A 19625-nucleotide genomic window follows, 5' to 3' on the forward strand; every position below is an offset into this window, starting at 1 on the left:
ATTTCCAGCCCGTCCGGCTTCTGCGCCCCCGTGATGTCTACCTGCGCGCCTCGCGCCCGCAGGCGTACGCCAACGGCGAGATGATCTCCTCGGCGTCGGGCAGCCAGCGGTTCGCCGCGGTGGGGCGGCACGCCCACTGCACGGCGCCCGACGCGCCGAAGCGGGTCGGGGGCGCGGCCACGTACGCCCCCTCGCCGAGTGCCACGAGGTCGATCGCGGCCGGCGGCCAGCCCAGCTTGCGTACGAGGTCGGGGACCTTCGCGGTGGCGCCGGGCAGGACGAAGAACTGCATGCGGCGGTCGGGCGTGCAGGTGACGGGCCCGAGCGTCAGCTCCATCCGCTCCATGCGGGCAAGCGCGAGGAACCCGGCCGTCTCGGGCACGTCGATGGCGTCGAACGTACGGCCCGTGGGCAGCAGGATCGAGGACTTCGGCTGCTTGGACCACAGCCGCCGAGCGACGGTCGCGCTCCCCGTCGCCTGCGTGGCCCAGTCCTCGCGCGCCGGGTGCGAACCGGGTGTCGTGCACGCGGTGTCACCGCACGAGCAGATTTCGGCCCCCTCGACGGACTCGAGCCACGTCCCGGGGAACACGTCCCAGTGGCGCTCTTCCGCGTATCGCACGGCCGTGTCCAGCAAGGATTCTCCGCGCTGCTTCGGGATGTGCGCGGCTGACGTGACTCCGATGGTCTCTTCCACGGACTTCTCAACTCCGCCCGCCACCTACGGTTACGGCCCGCGCGTGCGCGGGGGCGGAGCATCGATCCTGCATGTGGGGCGCATGGGTGCACGGGCGGGGGCGCGCATGGGGAATGGGTTCCATGTGCGGGTAGCCAAGGCTGTGGCACTCCGAAGATGCCCAGTTGCCGACTTATCGTCCGTTTGTGGTGCATCTTCCGTTTGTTCCAAGGGCATTGATCATCTGGGGTGGCTGATTCCGGCCCCTCCGACCAGATGAACCACGGTGCACATCAGGGGGTACGCCATGGCCGCAAGGCCGCTCGTCGCGCGGCAGCCCAATGAAAGGCTGCAGGCACTCATTCAGGAAGCGGGTTGCTCGAACGCGGGCCTGGCCCGCCGGGTCAACATGTGCGGCGCGGAGCACGGTCTCGATCTGCGCTACGACAAGACGTCCGTCGCCCGGTGGCTGCGCGGTCAGCAGCCGCGCGGCAGGGCGCCCGGCATCATCGCGGAGGCACTCGGCCGCAAGCTGGGCCGGACGGTCACCATCGACGAGATCGGGATGGCGAACGGCAAGAACCTCGCTTCCGGCGTCGGTCTGCAGTTCTCGCCCACCGTGCTCGGCGCCATCGAGCAGGTCTGCGAGCTGTGGCGCAGCGACGTGGGGCGACGGGACTTCCTGTCCGGTTCGTCCGTCGCCTCGTCCGCGCTCGTCGAGCCGAGCCGCGACTGGCTGATCTCGTCCCCGGACTCGCAGGTCGGCCGGATGGCCGGGCCGCGGGTCGGGCTCTCCGACGTGGCGGCGGTGCGGGCCATGACGGAGGCGCTGACGCAGCTGGACCACCAGTACGGCAGCGGGCATGTGCGGCCGGTGGTCGTGCACTACCTGAACAGTGTGGTCTCGGGGCTGCTCGCCGGTTCGTACCGCGAGGCGGTGGGGCGTGAACTGTTCGCCGCCGTCGCCCGGTTGACGGAGCTCGCCGGGTACATGGCGGTGGACACGGGCCAGCCGGGCCTTGCCCAGCGCTACTACATCCAGGCGCTGCGGCTCGCGCAGGCGGCGGGGGACCGGGGGTACGGCGGGTATGTGCTCGCCGCGTCCATGAGCCATCTCGCGGCCCAGCTCGGAAATCCGAGGGAGATCGCGCAGTTGGCGCGGGCGGCCCAGGAGGGGACGCGCGGGCGGGTCACCCCGCGCGCGGAGGCCATGTTCTACGCCGCCGAGGCCAGGGGGCACGCGCTGCTCGGGGACGGGCGCTCCACGCAGGTCGTGGCCGGCCGGGCGGTCGAGGCGATGGACCGGGCGGCCGGGGAGACGGAATCGGGCGACGACCCGGTGTGGATCCGGCACTTCGACCATGCGTATCTGGCCGATGAACTGGCTCATTGTCACCGTGACTTGGGGCAGGCGGACGCGGCGGCGCGCAGCGCCGAGGAGTCCCTCGCGGGGCACCCCCAGACGCGGGCGCGGCGGCGGGCGATCGGCCTCGTCCTGCTCGCCACGGCGCAGGTGCAGCGGCGGGACATCGAGCAGGCGTGCCACACGGGCATGAAGGCGGTCGAACTCCTCGGCACGCTGCGGTCGAACCGCGGCGCCGAGTACCTGGAGGACTTCCAGCAGCGTCTTGAGCCGTACCGCGAGGAGCCGGTGGTAAGGGAGTTCGGGGCGCGGATGGACGTCCAGGCGGCGTGAAGGGGTGCGGGACCGGGTGCGGGTGCGTGAAGGGTTTGTGATGTGTGTCGCGCACCGGTGAACGTGGCCCGTCCCCGCCCTTTCCGTACCGTGAACAGCCAACTCCCGTACGCGTTGGGTCCTTCCCTGTGGCGTAATCAGCGTTTCGTGGAGAGCTTTTGTTACTTCCGTGATGGAAGCGGCGACGGAGGTTTGAGCTGCGTGGCAGACGGCTGTGGCGACCCGGTAGCGTGAGCTGACGGTTCCGTAGGTCCCCCATTCGTAGGAGTCCCGGTGACGCAGCAGAGCGGGCAGGGCGCCGCTTCCTCCGATCCGCATCCCGCGGACCGGCACGCGCACGAAGGCATCGTGCTGCCTGCCGACGGAAGCGAGCCCTTGATGCCCGGCACCACCGGCGACCACGTGGCCCCCGCGGGCGGTAGCCCCTGGGGCCAGCCGTGGGGCCCTGCTCCCGCGGACCCGCAGCCCGGCTCGGGCCAGGCGTGGGACTCCGCAGGCGGCCGGCAGCAGTCGTACGGCGCGGGCACCCCGCTTCCTGCCGAGGGCGGGCAGCAGCAGGGCTATGGCTATCCGCAGGACGCTTCTTACGGGGGGCAGCCTTCGGGCGCCGCGTACGGAGGTCAGGCGCACGGAGGTCAGGCGCAGGGCTACGGGGCCTCCTACGGGGCGAAGCAGGGTGCGGGCGACCCGTACGCGGGGCAGCCTCAGGTTCAGCCGCAGGGCGGGCCGTACGCGGGGCAGCCGCAGGGCCAGCCCCAGGGCGCGCCGTACGCGGGCGGTCAGCACGCGGGTCACGCCCAGGGCGGCCAGCACGCGGGGCAGCCCGCCGCCGACGGGCCCTACGCGGGACCGGGCGCGGGCGGGGCGCACGCGGGGCAGCCCGCGGGCGGAGCGCACGCGAGACAGCAGGCGGGCGGAGCCCATGCCGGGCAGCCCGCCGACGCCGCGTACCCCGGGCAGCAGGGGCAGCAGGTACAGCAGGGGCAGCAGATACCCCAGGGACACCCCGGACAGGCCGCTGGGCAGCCGCTTCCGCAGGCCGGTCAGGCGGGGCAGCTTCCGCCCGCAGCGCAGGCAGGGCAGCTCCCCCCGGCCGCGCAGACCGGTCAGACCGGGCAGCTTCCTCCCGGCGGCTCCGGTGGGAGCGCGCCGCTGCCGCCCGTCGCAGGGGGCCTCGCGCCGCTGCCGCCCGCCGCCCCGGGTGACGCGGACGCGACGCAGTACATACCCGCGATGCCCGGCGCAGGCGCGGGCGTCGACGAAGGCGCCACGCAGTACATACCTCCCGTGGCCCCCGGCGCCCTGCCGCCCGAGGCGCCCGCGGGGGATTCCACGCAGTTCCTGGGACGCTCGCCGATGCCGGGCGCGCCCATGCCCCCGGCGGCCGGTTCCGACAACGAGCCGACGCAGTTCATCGCCCCCGTGCCCGCCGAGCCCGGCAAGGCACCCTTCGGGATACGGCCCGGCGCCCCCGGCGACCGGCAGCCGCCCGCCGAGTTCGACAGTCTCTTCCGTACCGAGCAGCCGGAGCCCGAAGGCCCCGCGTCGACCCAGCAGATGCCCCGCTTCGAGCCGCCGCAGCCCGCCGCCCACGGCCACGGCGACGGTGGGGGCAGGGCCGCGCGCCGTGCCGCCGCCGCCGCTCCCGCGCCGCGCGGCGGGGGACGCACCGGGTCGAAGGTGCCGATCTTCGTGGCGGCCGGTGTCGCCATCGCCGTGATCGGCGTAGGGGCCGGAGCCCTGCTCAGCGGCGGCGGTGACAAGGAGAAGGACAGTCCCCAGACCGTCTCCGAGTCCGCACCCACCGACGAGAAGCCCTCGCCCTCCGTCGACCCCGCCAAGGAGCAGGCCGTCGCCCTGGACAAGCTCCTCGCCGACAGCAACAACAGCCGTGACTCGGTGATCGGCGCCGTACGCAACGTCGGCAAGTGCGCCGACCTCAGCCAGTCGGCCACCGATCTGCGCAACGCGGCCAAGCAGCGCAACGGCCTGGTCACGCGCCTCTCGCAGCTCTCCGTGGACAAGCTCCCCGCCAACGCCCAGCTGACCGCTTCCCTCACCAAGGCCTGGAAGGCGTCCGCCGCGGCCGACAACCACTACGCCGCGTGGGCGGGGCAGGTCGCGGGCAAGAAGGGCTGCAAGAAGGGCCACGCGCGCACGACACCGCAGGCGGTCGCCGCGAACAAGTCGAGCGGCGAGGCGACCACGGCCAAGCAGGAAGCGGCCGGGCTGTGGAACGCCATCGCCAAGCAGTACGGCCTCACCACGCGCGACAAGTCGCAGCTGTAGGGCGGGCGGGGGCCGCGCGGGGGGCCGGGTGGGTGTGGGTTACCGCACCTGCTCCAGGGTCTTCGACACGTTCACGAACCCCTTGCGCGCGGGCACCAGACGGCCGTCGCGCACCGTCTGGAACGTGACGTTCGCGTTGACCAGGCGCGGGAAGTCGCTCGCCGCGAGCATGTCCTTGAAGCGCCAGCTCAGCGTGGGAGTGAGTCCGCCCGTCCGGACCTCCAGCCCCTCGTCGAGTGCCCGTCGCAGCGACCGCGCCGATACCTCGCCGCCGTCGAGCGACTCGACGGCCTGCTTCAGGACGGTGTAGGCGATCCACGTCGTCTGCACGCCCGCGTCCGTCGGGTCGATCCGGTTGTCGCCGAACGCCTGCCGGCGGATGGCCTCGCGCATCTCGTCCCAGCGGGCGTCGCTCGCCGCCGGATACCAGCCGGTGATGTAGGCGCCTTCGTACGGTCCGTTGCCGCCGCCCGTGCGGTCGATGAGGGACTGGTCGATGCTGCCGAGCACGGAGGAGATCTTCGCGGTCGGGTACGCGTCCTCGGTGCGCCGGTAGGAGTCGTAGAACGTGTCCGTGCGCTCGCCGAGCGCCGCGGTCACGCAGCCGCCGGTGCCCGCGCGCTCCAGTGCCTGCTCGGCCTGGGCCGTGAAGTCGGTGCCGTCCTCGGACGCCCGTATGTCGGAGGAGGGCTTGCGGTGGCCCTCGGTGAGGCCCGCGTCCAGGAGCTTGGGGAGGTCGTCGCCGGCGATGGTGTCGGGGCGTACGAGGGAGACGCGCTCGCAGCGGGCGGCGAGCTGCCGGCCGTTGCCCGCCATGAGCGCCGGTTCGCCGCCGTTGACGGGGTACGACAGGGGGCTGCTGAACTCCTCGTCGGTGACGCCGTACCCGCCGATGTAGGGGATTCCGGCGACCTGGAGGGGCGAGAGGAAGGACTGGCCGTGCTGGCTGTAGGAGCCGACGACGGCCGCGACCTCCATGTCGACCGCCTTGCGGGCGCAGTCGGCGGCGCCCACCGGGTCGTTGTGGTCGTTGCAGGTGATGACCTTGAGCTTGTGCCCGTCGAGCCCGCCGTTCGCGTTGACCCAGCGCGCGTAGGCCTGCGCCATCGCGGGGATGCCGGGCTTGTTGGTCGCCTTGGTCTTCTCGGGGGCCCAGGTCATGACGGTCACGGGGTCCTCCCTGGATCCCCCCGTGGAACCAGGGATGACCCCGCACCCGGTGGTCAAGGACGCACACGCCGCCACCAGGGCGGCCGCGGTGAGGGATGCGGTCTTGGAGGGGCGGGGGAGCAGGGTGCGTCGCGAGACGGGCATGGTCATGCACGATTCCGCCGCAGTGCCAACCATGGAGTGACGCGCTCTCAACGCATGGTGACAAGAAGGTGAATGGCAGGGGCCGATTCGGCTCCGCGAAAGGGGAACGTACGATCGATGACCGTGCAAGGTTCGGAGAACTCTTCCCGTCGTGGCCGTCGCTCAAGCACCATGGGCGGCATGCCAACGAACGACATGCCATGGTGGCGCTGGCGCAGCAACGTGCGCTCGGCGCTGCACATGCTCTCCGACCCGGGGTTCCAGCGTGAGTGCTGGCTCGCCGGGCGCGACGAGTACGGGGACGTGACCGACGCCGTGTACCGCCTTGTCGAGGACACCTGGCTCGACAACTGGTCCGCAGAGAAGTACGTGGGGACGATCTTCCGCGACGCGGAGGAGGCGGCCTTGGTCGACGCGGCGGTGCTGAGGGTCTTGCGGATCATGCATGAGGTGGGGCCGGACGCGTTGGTGTCCGCCTATCTGGACCACCCGGGGTGGCCGGAGGCGGTCAGGGCGGCGCGGGACGCGCATGTCCGCCTGGCGGCGAGCGACGGGGAGGAGCCTGACGTGCCGCCGCGGACGCTGGAGGTCCTTCGGATCATGACGCGGGCCGGGAGCTGAGCGTCCCGCCGGAATCGCGGTGACGGACCTGCGGGTCTGTGGGGGTTGATCGCGCAGTTCCCCGCGCCCCTGAAGGGGCGCAGCCGGTCCCGACGTGCGGAACGCGGACCGAGGCGGGTGCCGGTTGTGGGAACCTTGGCTGCATGAACGAGCCGTCCGTCGCCGCGTCCGCCGACCCCGCTGAGCAGTACGTCCTCACCCTCTCCTGCCCGGACAAGCAGGGCATCGTGCACGCCGTGTCGAGTTATCTCTTCATGACCGGGTGCAACATCGAGGACAGCCAGCAGTTCGGTGACCACGACACCGGCCTCTTCTTCATGCGGGTCCACTTCTCGGCGGAGCCGCCGGTGACGCTGGAGAAGCTGCGGGCGAGCTTCGCGGCGATCGGCGACTCCTTCCACATGGACTGGCAGCTGAACCGCGCCGACGACAAGATGCGCGTCGTCCTGCTCGTGTCGAAGTTCGGGCACTGCCTGAACGACCTGCTGTTCCGCTCGCGGATCGGCGCGCTGCCGGTCGAGATCGCGGCGGTCGTCTCGAACCACACGGACTTCGCCGAGCTGGTCGCCTCGTACGACATCCCCTTCCACCACATCCCGGTGACCAAGGACAACAAGGCGGAGGCCGAGGCGCAGTTCCTGGAGCTCGTGCGCGCCGAGAACGTGGAGCTCGTCGTCCTCGCCCGCTATATGCAGGTGCTCTCGGACGACCTCTGCAAGCAGCTCAGCGGCCGGATCATCAACATCCACCACTCCTTCCTGCCGAGCTTCAAGGGCGCGAAGCCGTACCACCAGGCGCATGCGCGTGGTGTGAAGCTGATCGGCGCGACCGCGCACTATGTGACGGCGGACCTCGACGAGGGGCCGATCATCGAGCAGGAGGTCGAGCGGGTCGGCCACGACGTCACGCCGAACCAGCTGGTCGCGATCGGCCGTGACGTGGAGTGCCAGGCGCTGGCGCGGGCCGTGAAGTGGCATGCGGAGCGGCGGATCCTGCTCAACGGGCGGCGTACGGTCGTCTTCGCCTGACCGCAGGGCGGGTCCTGCGAGGCCCTGCCGCGGAGTGGGCCCCGCCCGAAGGTCACATCCTGCTCAGTGACGCCGCCGCGAACAGCACGTCCCTGATCGCCTCGCGGTCGCCGACCTGGCCCGCTGCCGCCTCCTCCGGCGACACGTGGCCCGCGGCCAGGCGGCAGAACTCGACGCCGTCCAGTGCGACATGGGCCACCTCACGGTCCGCCGACGCGCTCGCGCCGGGGGAGTCGAGCGGGATGAACCACTCGCCGCCGCCCAAGCCCTCGACCTCGAGGCGCAGGCTCCGCCCGGGAGCGCCCGCCGCCACCAGGCCGCGCGACGGTGCGGCGCGCCCCGAGCGGCGGCGCTCGGCGAGCGTGCCGGGGAGCAGCCGGGCGGCGAGTTCGATCATGCGGTGCAGATGGCGCGGGGACGGCGGCTCGTACGGATAGTCCACCGCCTCCGCGATGTCGCCCGCGTGGATCCAGCACTCGAAGGCGCGGTCCACCATCGAGTCGCGCAGCGGCAGTTCGACGCGGCGGCCGTTCTCGTCCGGGGCGCTGTACGGGACGGTGAGGCCGCCCGAGCCGGAGCCGTACGCACCGCCCGCCGTGAAGGACACCGTGCGGATCAGCTCGTGGGTCTGCTCGCGCCAGGGGCCGCGCACCGCGCGCGTGGGCGGGAAGTACGAAGCGCGCCAGTACGCCTCGGTGCGGCGGCCCGGGTCGGACCGCGGCGGTGCATCCCTGCCCAGCGGGTCGTCGAGGCCGAGGGCCAGCGCGACCAGGCCGTCGACGGCGAGGAGATGGGCGATCACTCCGGCCACCGTCGTCTTGCGGCTGACCGGGTTGTCCTCGTCGAACCAGCGCAGGCGCACCGGAGCGTGCCACTCCGACTCGCCGATGTCCCGGAGCAGGGCGTCGAGCCGCGCGGTCTCCGCGTCGTACGGAACGGCCCACTCGGGCACCGGGATGCGCGGCGGGCGCCGGCCGAGGCAGCTCTCGATGACGCGGTTGCGCAGGCCAGGGTCGAGGTCGAGGCTCTCCTCCTGGTGCAGCAGACCCACCGCGTCGCGCAGCCGCAGGGCCTCTTCCGCGCAGGGGCCGCAGTGGCCCAGGTGTTCCTCCACGGCGATGGCTTCGTCGACCGAGCAGGCGGCGAGCGCCCAGGCTCCCAGGAGCGACTTCAGGACGCGGTGGTCGAGGGCGAAGGGCGGATCCGGCAAGGGGTTGCCGGTGTCCTCTATGGAGGTGCGTGGCATCGGTATACGGGGCGGCCGCCGGGAGTCCTTCTGCTCGCCCCGGTCCTGCGCACCGGCATCGGCACCGGCATCGGCACCGGCGCCGTAGCCCTCGTTCTCGTTCGCGGGGCGGTCCGGTTCCTCGAACGGTTCTTGCCGGTCGGGCCCCTTCACAGCGCTCTCCCGTAACCGGGGTGCGGCCCCGGTGAGGGGTGTGGCTCCGCCGGTCCCGCCGCGTCGTTCGCCGTGGAGAGCAGCTGCAGGCCAAGGCGCAGGCGGCGCCGTGCCTCGTCCTCCGTCACGCCGAGGTCGGCGGCCGTCTGGCGGTAGTCGCGCCGCTGGAAGTAGGCGAGCTCAAGGGCGGCGCGCAGCGGGGCGGGCATGGCCGTGACGATGTAGTCGGCGCGGGCGGCGGCGGAGGCGCGGCGCACCTTGCGCTCCAGGTCCTCCATGGTGCCCTCGCCGCCGCGGGCCAGGGCGGCGGACTCGGTCTGGCGCAGCCGCCGGACGGCCTGCTGGTGGGTGAGCGTGGCGACCCAGGAGCGCAGGGGGCCCTGCTTGGGGTCGTACGCGTCGGGGTTCTCCCAGATGTGGGCGAAGACCTCGCGGGTGATCCGGTCGGCGGCGTCCTCGTCGCCGAGCACGCGGTGGGCGAGGCCGTGCACGAGGGAGGCGAAGCGGTCGTACAGCTCCCCGAGCGCGGCTGCTTCGCCGTGCGCCAGTCGCTGCTGCATGCGGCGGTCCCAGCGACGCGGCGCGTCCTTCGCCATGCGGCCCCCTCTGCGCGTGCCGTTCCTTGCTCGTGCCGACAACTCGTCCCGATCGAAACCCTCCATCGAATGTAGTCGCCACCGCCGACAACGCACTCCCTTTACGGCAAAGTGCGCCAGCACCTGGCCTCGGGTGATAGGGACAGGCGTTCCTGGTGTTTCATGGAGAACAGGTGGGGCAGCCGCGACCTAGGAAGCGTAGGGAAGGCTTCCGCATCGACGAGCTACGACGAGCGAGCGGTATCAGCGAGCGAGAGGCGTGCGAGTGACGCTGCAGGTGGCCGTGGACGAGCAGGACGGCTGGGCCGTGCTGCGGGTGTCCGGCGAGATGGACCTCGTGACCTCGCCCGTCGTGCGCCAGCGCGTGCACGACGCGGTGGCCGACGGCCGCCACAGCCTTGTCCTCGACCTCTCCGACGTGCTCTTCTGCGACTCCAGCGGCGTCGGCGTGCTCATCGCGACGCGGCGCCTCTTCCGCTCCTGCCAGGGCCGCCTGCGCCTGATACTGCCCGCCAAGGGCGCCGAGGACGGCTCCCACGTGAACCGCGTCCTCGCGGCCCTCGGCGTACGCAGGCTCTTCGAGGTCTTCCCGGACGTGGCGGCGGCGGTGGACGACGAGGCGGTCCCGCTCTCCGCGTGACCCCGCCCCGCGCACGTACCCCGAGAAGCACCACCCCGACAAGCACCACCCCGTGACGCACCCCACGGCTCAGTCCCGCCGGATCAGCTCCGGGTCGATGCGCCGCCCCACCAGCGGCAGCGTCCCCAGGACCGCGAGGACCAGCACCCCGGCCATGGCCGCCACCAGCAGCGGCACCCCGGCCCCGTCCCAGAAGATCTCGCCGCCGCCGGTGACCAGATAGGCGGTCTCCGCGAGCTTCCCCGCGACGAGCGCGAGCACCAGGCCCACGGCCAGCGGAAGCACCACCTGCGTGCACTGCACGAGGCGCAGGGTGCGGGCCCGCGCGCCGATCAAGGAGAGCGCGGTGACCTGGGGGCGGCGCTCCACGGCGCGGTCGGTGACGGAGACGAGGAACGCCGCGACGCCGATGACCAGGCCCATCACCATGCCGAGCGCGAGCAGCGTCTCGATGACGGTGATCTGCTGGAGGCCGTCGATGTTGATGCCCGCGGGGTCGACCTCCGCGGTGGGCGCGACGGCGCCGATGCGGTCGAGGACGTCGCGCACGGTGCCGGGATCCGAGCTGCTCACCAGGACGAGCGTGGCCGCGGTGGGCACGGCGTGCGCGGGGAGCTCGGATGGCGGCACGAGGAGGCCGGGGCTCGGCAGGTTGGTGACGTCGTACCCGTCGAACAGGACGGCGGCGTCGGGCACATCGACCTTCAGTGAGGTGCGCTTGTCGCCCTGCTTCATCACGTACGTCGAGGTCTTGAGGGGCGACTCGGACACGTTCGGGTCCTGGAGCCGCAGGACCTTGCCCTCCTCGCAGCCCGCCGAGTGCTCGACGAGACGGGCGAGCTGGGCGCAGGTGGCGACCAGGGCGGGGGCCTGCCAGTCGCCGCCTTCCTTGGTGGGGTCGGTGTGCGGGTCCATCACGATCGCGTCCGCCCGCACCCCGGGAATGTCCCGCAGCTTCCCCTGCTGGTCCGCGCTCAGCTGCGAGAGCCGCAGGCCGTACTCCTGCACGGGCGAGTCGGACCGGGTGATCTGCTGCTCCTCCACCAGCACGCCCTGCGCGAGCGACGCCGAGAACACGAGGAGCACGAGTCCCGTGACGACACGCATCGCGCTGCCCGGCTCGACCTCGTTGCGCCGCATGGCCAGGCTCAGGGCCAGATGCCCGGAGCGTGCCAGGCGCCTTGCGATGCCGTACGAGAGCAGCGGCATGACCGTCACCAGGCCGAGCCCGGTGAGCAGCACCCCGCCGGGCACCAGGAGGGAGTTGATGCCGGTGCTCTGCGCGGGGTTGTCGGTGAGGCCGGTCGCGCAGTAGCCGATGACGATGCCGAGCCCGGTGACGAGCAGCAGGCCGCCCCAGACGCGGGGCGCGCGCGGGGCCGCGGTGCGCCGGGTGCTCAGCGGGTTGGTGGCCGCGGCGCGGGCGCTGGCCCGGCCCACGAACCAGGAGAGCGCGGTGCAGCCGATCAGGCAGACGGCGATCGTGGACGCGGAGAGCGCTCCGTCCGCCGGGTACCACTTGAGGCCGGGAAGCCCGGTCCTGGCCATGATCTGGTTCAGGAGCCAGAACTCGGCGAGGCCGAGCAGCGCCCCCAGGAAGGCGGCGACGACGGTCTCCGCGGCGTTCACGCGCTGCGTGCCCTTGGCGCTCAGGCCCAGCAGGCGCAGGGCCGCGAGGCGCCGGTTGCGGCTGGCGGCGGAGAGCTTGGCGCAGACCGAGAGGAAGACGCCGAGCGGCAGCAGTACGAGGGCGGCGAGGGTGAAGCGCAGGATGTCGAGGGTGGACTTCTCGACGGCGGTGGTGGGCGGGTGCTCGGAGCCGAAGCTCTTCAACGCGCGGGCGTCGTGGCTGAGTTGGTCCCGGGTGGCGCCCACGTAGGCGTACAGCTCGTTCGGGTCGGTCAGGCCCGAGGGGCCGATCAGGCCCTTCTCGTCGCCGGGGAGCAGCCCTTTGAGGCCGGGCTCGCGGCGGAGCTGGTCGTGCAGCGCGGGGGAGACGAACACCTCGCCGGGAGCGGGCAGTTCGCCCAGACCGGGCGGGGGCTGCACGCTGTCGGCGTCCTTGCCCCGGGCGACGAAGACGCGGCTGAACGGCTTCGAGCCGTGCGGGTCGGAGCGCTCCAGGACGAGGGTGGGCTGCCCGGACCTCTTGCCGACGTGGACCTGAGGGTCGCGGTCGGCGGCCCTGCCGTCGTGGGCGCCCAGGATCGAGGGGATCGTCAGGACGAGCGCGAGGCAGCACACCCCGAGGGAGCCGCCGAGGGTCATCAGGAGGAAACGTACGCGGGTGCCGCGCCCGGAGCCGAAGAGGAGCCGCAGGCCGAGCAGGAACTCGCTCATGCGGACGCGCCCTTCGCGGTGAGGACACCGTCGGCCATCGTGTAGTTGCGGTCGGCCTGGGCGGCCACGTTCGCGTCGTGCGTGACCAGGAGGACGGCGGTGCCCTGCGAGCGGGCGAGGCCGAGGAACTCCTTGAGGACGGTGGCGGCGTTGGCGCTGTCCAGGGACCCGGTCGGCTCGTCGGCGAAGACGACGGCGGGCCGGTGCACCAAGGCCCGCGCCACGGCGACGCGCTGGCTCTGCCCGCCGGACACCTGCGAGGGCCGCCGCTCGCGCAGGTCGGCGATCCCGAGCCGGTCGAGGACCTCGGCCGCGGTCTTGAGTGCGGGGCGCTTGCGCTGTCCGGCGAGGCGCAGCGGCAGTGCGGTGTTCTCCTCGATGGTCAGCTCGGGGAGCAGCTCGCCGTACTGGAAGACGAAGCCGAAGCGCTCGCGGCGCAGGGCGCTGATGCCCTCGTCGTCGAGCTCGCCGTACGCCTGCCTCTCGAACCGCACCTCGCCGCGCGCGGCCGGCAGCACACCGGCGAGGCAGTACAGGAGCGAGGACTTCCCGGAGCCGCTGGCCCCGGTGATCGCAGCGACCTCGCCGCGCGCCAGGGTCAGATGGGCGTCGCGGACGGCGGGAGTGGAGCCGTAGGAGAGGTCGACTCCCGTGGCGCTGAGGACTTCTGACGTACTGATCGGCGTACTGATCGCTTCCCCCAAGAAGGCGAAGGGCCCGGGGCGGGGGCCCGGGCCCGGCGTGCATGCGTGGCAGCTGGTCAGGGCTGCCGCTTCGTGCCGGTGGTGACTACCGCTTGTAGTGTTTGGTCACCGAGCAGTTGTCCGGGTGGAAGGAGCCCCGGTCACGGCAGGCGCGTATCCAGGCGTCGCTGGTGTAGCGGGCGGCGCCGTCGTACACGAGCTTGTCCTTGTGGACGGTCTTCTTCTGCTTGCCGTTGAACCGGTTCCAGTCGTATCCCTCGACCTTCACCTGCACGTAGACGTTGTGGCCGTCACCGGCCGAAGTGTCCTGCAGGTCGCCCTTCCAGTGGAAGGCACCGTGGTTGGCGCCGGGCGCCTCGAACTTGTAGTAGCCGTTCTTGAACTTGACGCCGCTGCTCGACAGCGTCGGGATCTTGTGCCACGAGGCGGTCGCCCCTTGTTTGATCAAGGGATGCAGGAACGTAACACCCCCGTACGACACGACCAGTTGAGATTTCGCGCGCACGGACTGTCGGGCGCGGCTCACTGTGTGTTCGCTTTGCGCGTACGTAAATGATCTTTGACCTGATCATGACACTCCGGAGGTTTGGATCACGGAGCGCAGTGGCGTGAAAGCGCAGACATCGACGGTGGGTGAGGAGAGGTCAAGGGAGACCCAAAAGATCACCAAGGATCGGCTCCTGGTACAACCTCTCTTGTTCCGGTCTTGGCACAAGCGTCGGCTTCCCGCCTCCGGGCGGTCGCCGAACACGTACGCTCGCTGCCAGAGACACCCAGGGAACCCCCTGTGCACACGCACCCAACCGCAGAAGTGAGGCGGCCCGAACACCATGGACAGTGCCGAGTACGAGCGTAAGATCGCGGCCCGTTTCGTCACCTTCGATCAGGATGGCAACGGCTACATCTCCCGTGAGGACTTCAGCACGGCGGCCGCCGCCCTGCTCACCGAGTTCGGCGCCACGGCACGCTCCGAGAAGGGGCAGGCCCTCTATATCGGGGCCGAGGCCTTCTGGCAGGGCATGGCCGGGATCGCCGACCGTGACGGCGACCAGCGGATCACCAAGCCGGAGTTCGTGGGCGGCGCGGTGAAGCGGCTGCGGGACAACCCGGCCCGGTTCGCCGAGATCGCGCGGCCGTTCCTGGACGCCGCGATCTCCGTCGCGGACAGCGACGGCGACGGTGCGGTCAGCCCTCAGGAGGTCGAGCGCCTGCTCAGGGCCCTCGGCGTCCCCGCGGACATCGCGAGCGCCGCGGGCGGCTCGCTCGACACCGACGGGGACGGGCGGGTCACGGAGGAGGAGATCGTCGCGGCGTTCGCGGCGTACTTCACCGTTCCCGAGTGAGGACGTCCGCGGGCTAGCCCTGCGTGAAACGCTCCCGCAGCTTGTACTTGAGCACCTTGCGCAGCGTCTCGTTGCGGGGGAGGGCCTCCACCAGCTCCAGTTGCTCCGGCAGCTTGTGGGTGGAGAGTCCTTCCCCGCGCAGATACGCGGTCATGGACGTGAGCGTCAGGGCGTCGTGGGACCCCGGCCGCTGCTCGATCACCGCGCAGACCCGTTCGCCCCGTTCGGGGTCGGGCAGGCCGATCACCGCCGCGTCCCCCACGGCCGGATGCCGGTGGAGCAGGTCCTCGATCTCCTTCGCGGAGATGTTCTCGCCCTTGCGGATGATGATGTCCTTGGCCCGGCCGGTCAGGACCAGATGGCCCGTCGTCCGTACGTGCCCCAGGTCCCCCGTGATCAGGAAGCCGTCCGCGTCGAAGACCTCCGCACTCTGCTCGTGCGGGCCTGGGGGTGTACCCCCGGCAGAACGAGTCAAGTACCCCTGGCAGACCGCCTCCCCGCGCAGCCGCACCTCGCCGTCGACACCGGCGGGCACCTCCTTGCCCTCGGCGTCCGTGATCCGGATCTCCATCCCTTGTGGTGGCAGCCCCTCCGTCGTCGCCAGGTTCTCGGCGGTGTCGTCCGGCGCGCCCATGGTGATCATCGGCACCTCGGTCATGCCGTAGCCGTGGGTGAGCTGGCAGCCCATCTCTCGTACGACCGCGTGATAGATCTCCGGCGGCTTCGGCGCCCCGCCGCCCGCGAGGAGGCGCAGGGTGGGGATGACCTTCTCGCCCGGCGCCAGCTTGCGCTGCTCGGTGAGGAACATCGAGTAGAACGCGGTCGACCCGCCCGCCACCGTCACGCCGTGCCGCCGGTAGCCCTCCAGCGCGTCCGGCAGCGCGAACTGCTCGAACATCACCGCGGGGAAGCCGTACAGGAGCAGCATCACCGTGTAGTCGGGGCCCGCTATGTGCGCGAAGGGGAACGCCATCGAGCCGATGTCGTCCGCCGAGAGGTGCAGCGCGTGCGCGAGGCAGGAGCCGCCCGCGATCAGTGAACGGTCGGTGTGCAGCACGCCCTTGGGGTCGGACGTCGTGCCCGACGTCCAGTAGATCCAGCGCACGGACGTGCCGTCGGAGGGCGGCGCGGGCAGCACGGAAGGGTCGCCGTCCGGCAGCTCGTCGTACGCGTACGCCTCGAAGACGCCGCGCGCGCCGAGCCGCCCCGCCATCTCCGCGTGGTCGAAGCCGCGCCACACCCCGGGCACGGCGAAGAACTCCGCCTTCGACTCCCGCAGCGCGAAGCCGACTTCGCGGTCGCGGTAGAAGGGGATGACCGGTGACTGGACCGCGCCGATGCGGGCGAGCGCGAAGGAGAGCAGGGCGGTCTCGATGCGGGTGGGCAGCTGCCAGGCCACGACCGTGCCGGGGCGCACCCCCATCCCGTACAGGCCCGCGGCCACGCGCTCGCAGCGGTCGCGCAGTTCGCCGAAGGTCAGCGTCCGGTCGTCGGCCGGATCGGCGGCGGCCTGGATGAGGACGGGCGTGTCGGGGGTGAGCGCGGCGCGGCGCTCGATGAGCTCCCAGAGGGTGCGGGACGCTCCCAGTTCGTACGCGGTCTCGTTCTCCGAGGTCCTCATGCGATCCCCTCTGGAAGGCCCTGAACTGACGGTGAGTCAGATCGTGCGGAGAGCGTAAGCCTCACCGCCTTGTCGGTCCAGAGGTGCGGGGATAGCCTGCCATCTGACGGACCATCAGGTATCTCGGAAGGGCCGGAGAGATGACCGGAGGAGACTGACGTGGACCTCACGTACACGGAGGAGGAGGAATCCTTCCGGGCGGGCCTGCGGGAGTGGCTGGCCCGGACCCTTCCCCAACTGCCGCCCCGGCCCGACCCGTTGGACTGGCCGGGGCGCCGCACGTACGACATGGGGTGGCAGCGCAGGCTGTACGACGCCGGGTACGCGGGGCTGCACTGGCCCGTCGACGCGGGCGGGCGCGGAGCCACCCCCACCCAGCACCTCATCTTCCTGGAGGAGACGGAGAAGGCGGGCGCGCCCTACGTGGGGGCGAACTTCGTCGGACTCCTGCACGCGGGGCCGACCATCGCGTCCGAGGGGACGCCCGAGCAGCGCGCCCGGTGGCTGCCGCCGGTCCTGCGCGGCGACGAGGTGTGGTGCCAGGGGTTCAGCGAGCCCGACGCGGGCTCCGACCTCGCGTCGCTGCGCACGCGCGCGTGGCGCGACGGCGACGACTACGTGGTGAGCGGCTCCAAGATCTGGACCTCGCACGCCGAGGTCGCCGACTGGTGCGAGCTGCTCGTGCGGACGACCCCGGTGAGCCAGGACGTGCCCAAGCACCGCGGCATCTCGTGGCTCGCGATGCCGATGGACGCCCCCGGCATCACGGTCCGTCCGCTGCGCACGCTCGCGGGATCGACCGAGTTCGCCGAGGTGTTCCTCGACGAGGTGCGGGTACCGGTCGCCAACCGCGTCGGCGCGGAGAACGACGGCTGGCGCGTGACGATGGTGACACTGTCGTACGAGCGGGGGACGGCCTTCGTGGGGGAGGTCGTCGCCTGCCGGCGGGTCCTGGGCGAGCTCGCGCGCGAGGCCCGCAAGAACGGGCGCTGGGACGACGCGGTGCTGCGGCGCAGGCTCGGCAGGCTGAGCGCCGAGTTCGGGGCGCTGTGGCGGCTCACGCAGTGGAACGTCAGCGAGTCGCAGCGGGCGGGGAGCGGGGTGCCGGGGGTCGGCGGGTCCGTCTTCAAGCTGCGGTACTCGCACGCCCGTCAGGAGCTGTACGAGGCCGCGGGCGAGGTCCTCGGGCCTGCGGGCGCCCTCGACCTGGGCCACGAGTGGACCCTGGACCGGCTCTCCTCGCTCTCGTACACGATCGCCGCAGGGACCTCGCAGATCCAGCAGAACATCGTGGCCGAGCGGATACTCGGCCTCCCGAAGGGGCGGTGAGGGGGCGCATGGACTTCCAACTGACCGATGACCAGCGGGCGTTGCGGGACGGAGTGCGGGAGATCCTGGAAGGGCGGTTCGGCGGAGCCGCACTGCGGGGCGCGGCGGACTCCGGGACCCCTTCGCTGGACCGGACCCTGTGGCGGGAGCTCGGGGACGCCGGGTTCTTCTCGCTGCGGATGCCGGAGTCGGACGGCGGGGTCGGACTGGGGCTTCCGGAGGCCGTGTTGGCCTTCGAGGAGGCGGGGCGTGCGCTGCTTCCCGGGCCGCTGGTGGCGACGTTCCTCGCGGCCGGGGATGTCGCGGGCGCGGCGCAGGGGACGACCGTGGTGACCGCCCTCTCCGGCGGGCTCGTTCCCTGGCTCGACGCGGCGGACGTGGTCCGGGGGGATGTGTCCGGGGCTGTTCCGCTGCGGTCCGTCGATCCACTGACGCCGCTCCACCGGGTGCCCGGCGACGGCGGTGAGGTGGGTGCGGGCGGGGCGGCGGACGCGGAGGGTGACCTCCTGATCGCGGCGGAGCAGCTCGGCAGCGCCGGGAAGACCTGCGAGATGGCCGTCCGCTATGCCCGTGAACGTACGCAATTCGGGCAGGCCATCGGGGCCTTCCAGGCCGTCAAGCACCTCTGCGCGCAGATGCTCGTGCGCACCGAGGTCGCCCGCGCCGCCGTGTACGCCGCGTCCGTCACCGGCGACGGGGCGGAGATCGTGGGGGCCAAGCTGCTCGCCGACGAGGCGGCGGTGCGGGGCGCGCGGGACTGCCTGCAGGTGCACGGCGGGATGGGGTTCACCTGGGAAGCCGATGTGCACCTGCATCTGAAGCGGGCCTGGGTACGGGCCGGCCTCGGGCGGTCGGCGGCTCGCGCGGAGGAGGAGCTGGCTGCGGCGCTGTGAGCCCGTGGGGGTCGACGGGGGCCGTGGAGACCTTGGGGCCTGTGGGGTCCGTGGGACGGCGGAATTGCCCTGGGGCGGATGTGCGGAGAGTGATCGACTTGCCGGGTCCCCGAAGTGGGGGGAGGCTACTGAGCGTCGATACCGGGTTGTGTCCTAGGCGTGACTCGTCACGGCATGGAGTCGGGCTTCCGCTCCGGTACCTTGTGTGAGATGCGAGTGGTTCTGAGGTCGAGCCATGCCGGTGCTGCCCCTGAGGCGGCGCCGGGCCCGGCAATGCGTGCCGTTCGCAGTGCAGGAGGGGGCTGTATGCCCGCCTGTTCGACCCCCCGCAGCGCGCGTCGCACAGTATGCCGCACGCGTACTCCTTCGCGCTGGAATATGCCTGAAGCGCTTGTTGGGGTGACTGAACGTCAACCATGCTGTCTCTCAAGGGGATCACGTTCCGTGACCCTGTGGAGTCGCGAGGCGATGTGTCCGCCGGTTCGGATGGTGTGAGCGGTGCAGGTGCTTCAAGTTCAACTGGAGGTCAGGCCTGACCCCGCAGAAGTGGGGCGGGCCCGAAGGTGGGCGCGTTCGCGGCTCGCCTGTTCCGGGATAGAGGTCGATGAGCCGCTGGCCGAGACGCTGATCCTGTTGATCTCGGAGCTGGTCACCAACGCGGTGGTGCACACGGGCTGTCCGGCCGTTCTGCGCATGCGGCTGCCGGACGCCCCCGATGCCGCCGGGAAGGCCGCGGGTGCCTCGGGCGCCTCGGGCGCCTCAGGTGCTGCGGGAGCTGCGGGAGCGGGTCCCGGGACGGTCCGTGTCGAGGTCGCCGATGCCAGCGCGCGTCCGCCCAAGCAGCGGCACGCGGACGGTGACGCGACCAACGGCCGGGGCCTCGAACTCGTCGACGGCCTCGCCGACCGCTGGGGCTGGCAGACCGAAGGCACGGGCAAGAGCATCTGGTGCGAGGTGGACCGGTGCGAGCCGGGGGTCTCGGCGGTCGCGTTCGAGGGGACGACGTACGAAGACGTCGCGTACGAAGCGGTCTGACGAAGCGGTCTGCGGAACGACCTGCGAACGGCCTACGAACGGTCTGCGAAACGGTCTGCGAAATGGTCTGAGCGTCACGTGTCCGCAGTGGGCGCCCGTAT

At 71.7% G+C, this 19625-nt stretch carries 17 protein-coding genes; 9 read left to right on the plus strand and 8 right to left on the minus strand.

Annotated features, from left to right (window positions below; translation table 11 throughout):
• Positions 1 to 37 precede the first annotated feature (37 nt).
• Positions 38 to 697, minus strand: a complete 660-nt coding sequence (locus AC07AG_RS20745; RefSeq protein ID WP_478756519.1) for a bifunctional DNA primase/polymerase — start codon at positions 695 to 697, stop codon at positions 38 to 40.
• 286 nt (positions 698 to 983) lie between these two features.
• Between AC07AG_RS20745 and AC07AG_RS20750 the strand changes: the two genes are divergently transcribed.
• Positions 984 to 2372, plus strand: a complete 1389-nt coding sequence (locus AC07AG_RS20750) for a transcriptional regulator (protein WP_478756520.1) — start codon at positions 984 to 986, stop codon at positions 2370 to 2372.
• 273 nt (positions 2373 to 2645) lie between these two features.
• Positions 2646 to 4661, plus strand: a complete 2016-nt coding sequence (locus AC07AG_RS20755; RefSeq protein ID WP_478756521.1) for a hypothetical protein — start codon at positions 2646 to 2648, stop codon at positions 4659 to 4661.
• 39 nt (positions 4662 to 4700) lie between these two features.
• Here the strand turns inward: AC07AG_RS20755 and AC07AG_RS20760 are convergent, their stop codons facing one another.
• Entirely contained in the window at positions 4701 to 5975 is a 1275-nt protein-coding gene (locus tag AC07AG_RS20760) for an ABC transporter substrate-binding protein (RefSeq protein ID WP_478757054.1), read from the minus strand.
• A gap of 117 nt (positions 5976 to 6092) precedes the next feature.
• Here AC07AG_RS20760 and AC07AG_RS20765 point away from each other — a divergent pair, with 117 nt between their 5' ends.
• Both AC07AG_RS20765 and purU read left to right on the plus strand, forming a co-directional pair.
• Positions 6093 to 6596, plus strand: coding sequence for an SCO4402 family protein (locus tag AC07AG_RS20765; RefSeq protein ID WP_478756522.1), 504 nt, complete (start codon positions 6093 to 6095; stop codon positions 6594 to 6596).
• A gap of 143 nt (positions 6597 to 6739) precedes the next feature.
• Positions 6740 to 7624 carry a formyltetrahydrofolate deformylase gene (purU, locus tag AC07AG_RS20770; protein ID WP_478756523.1) on the plus strand — a complete coding sequence of 295 codons (885 nt, stop codon included), beginning with the start codon at positions 6740 to 6742 and terminating at the stop codon, positions 7622 to 7624.
• A 52-nt stretch (positions 7625 to 7676) separates the two neighbouring features.
• Here the strand turns inward: purU and AC07AG_RS20775 are convergent, their stop codons facing one another.
• The gene (locus tag AC07AG_RS20775) at positions 7677 to 9023 is read right to left on the minus strand and encodes a maleylpyruvate isomerase mycothiol-dependent enzyme family protein (RefSeq protein ID WP_478756524.1); all 1347 of its coding nucleotides are present in this window, start codon (positions 9021 to 9023) and stop codon (positions 7677 to 7679) included.
• The gene (locus AC07AG_RS20780; RefSeq protein ID WP_249589291.1) at positions 9020 to 9619 is read right to left on the minus strand and encodes a sigma-70 family RNA polymerase sigma factor; all 600 of its coding nucleotides are present in this window, start codon (positions 9617 to 9619) and stop codon (positions 9020 to 9022) included. The genes AC07AG_RS20775 and AC07AG_RS20780 overlap by 4 nt, the downstream gene beginning before the upstream one ends.
• Positions 9620 to 9884: 265 nt before the next feature.
• On the opposite strand from AC07AG_RS20780, the gene AC07AG_RS20785 reads away from it, so the two are divergent.
• On the plus strand, positions 9885 to 10259 hold the full coding sequence (locus AC07AG_RS20785) for an STAS domain-containing protein (protein WP_249589292.1): 375 nt from the start codon (positions 9885 to 9887) through the stop codon (positions 10257 to 10259).
• 69 nt (positions 10260 to 10328) lie between these two features.
• On the opposite strand, the gene AC07AG_RS20790 is transcribed toward AC07AG_RS20785, so the two are convergent.
• From AC07AG_RS20790 to AC07AG_RS20800, 3 genes are all read right to left on the minus strand, one after another.
• A complete protein-coding gene (locus AC07AG_RS20790) occupies positions 10329 to 12599 on the minus strand; it encodes an ABC transporter permease family protein (protein ID WP_478756525.1) in 2271 nt (756 codons plus the stop codon).
• On the minus strand, positions 12596 to 13303 hold the full coding sequence (locus AC07AG_RS20795; protein WP_478756526.1) for an ABC transporter ATP-binding protein: 708 nt from the start codon (positions 13301 to 13303) through the stop codon (positions 12596 to 12598). Before AC07AG_RS20795 ends, AC07AG_RS20790 begins: the two co-directional genes overlap by 4 nt.
• Positions 13304 to 13388: 85 nt before the next feature.
• The gene (locus tag AC07AG_RS20800; protein ID WP_478756527.1) at positions 13389 to 13751 is read right to left on the minus strand and encodes a hypothetical protein; all 363 of its coding nucleotides are present in this window, start codon (positions 13749 to 13751) and stop codon (positions 13389 to 13391) included.
• A gap of 382 nt (positions 13752 to 14133) precedes the next feature.
• Here AC07AG_RS20800 and AC07AG_RS20805 point away from each other — a divergent pair, with 382 nt between their 5' ends.
• Entirely contained in the window at positions 14134 to 14646 is a 513-nt protein-coding gene (locus AC07AG_RS20805) for an EF-hand domain-containing protein (protein WP_478756528.1), read from the plus strand.
• Between the two features lie 13 nt (positions 14647 to 14659).
• Here the strand turns inward: AC07AG_RS20805 and AC07AG_RS20810 are convergent, their stop codons facing one another.
• Positions 14660 to 16267, minus strand: coding sequence for an AMP-binding protein (locus AC07AG_RS20810; protein WP_478756529.1), 1608 nt, complete (start codon positions 16265 to 16267; stop codon positions 14660 to 14662).
• A 159-nt stretch (positions 16268 to 16426) separates the two neighbouring features.
• On the opposite strand from AC07AG_RS20810, the gene AC07AG_RS20815 reads away from it, so the two are divergent.
• The 3 genes from AC07AG_RS20815 (at position 16427) to AC07AG_RS20825 (ending at position 19524) form a co-directional block, all read left to right on the plus strand.
• Positions 16427 to 17596, plus strand: coding sequence for an acyl-CoA dehydrogenase family protein (locus AC07AG_RS20815; RefSeq protein WP_478756530.1), 1170 nt, complete (start codon positions 16427 to 16429; stop codon positions 17594 to 17596).
• Positions 17597 to 17604: 8 nt separating this feature from the next.
• Positions 17605 to 18489 carry an acyl-CoA dehydrogenase family protein gene (locus AC07AG_RS20820; RefSeq protein WP_478756531.1) on the plus strand — a complete coding sequence of 295 codons (885 nt, stop codon included), beginning with the start codon at positions 17605 to 17607 and terminating at the stop codon, positions 18487 to 18489.
• Between the two features lie 498 nt (positions 18490 to 18987).
• Positions 18988 to 19524, plus strand: a complete 537-nt coding sequence (locus tag AC07AG_RS20825; protein WP_478756532.1) for an ATP-binding protein — start codon at positions 18988 to 18990, stop codon at positions 19522 to 19524.
• Positions 19525 to 19625 lie beyond the last annotated feature (101 nt).

The sequence above is a fragment of the Streptomyces sp. NPDC044044 genome (assembly GCF_056434405.1).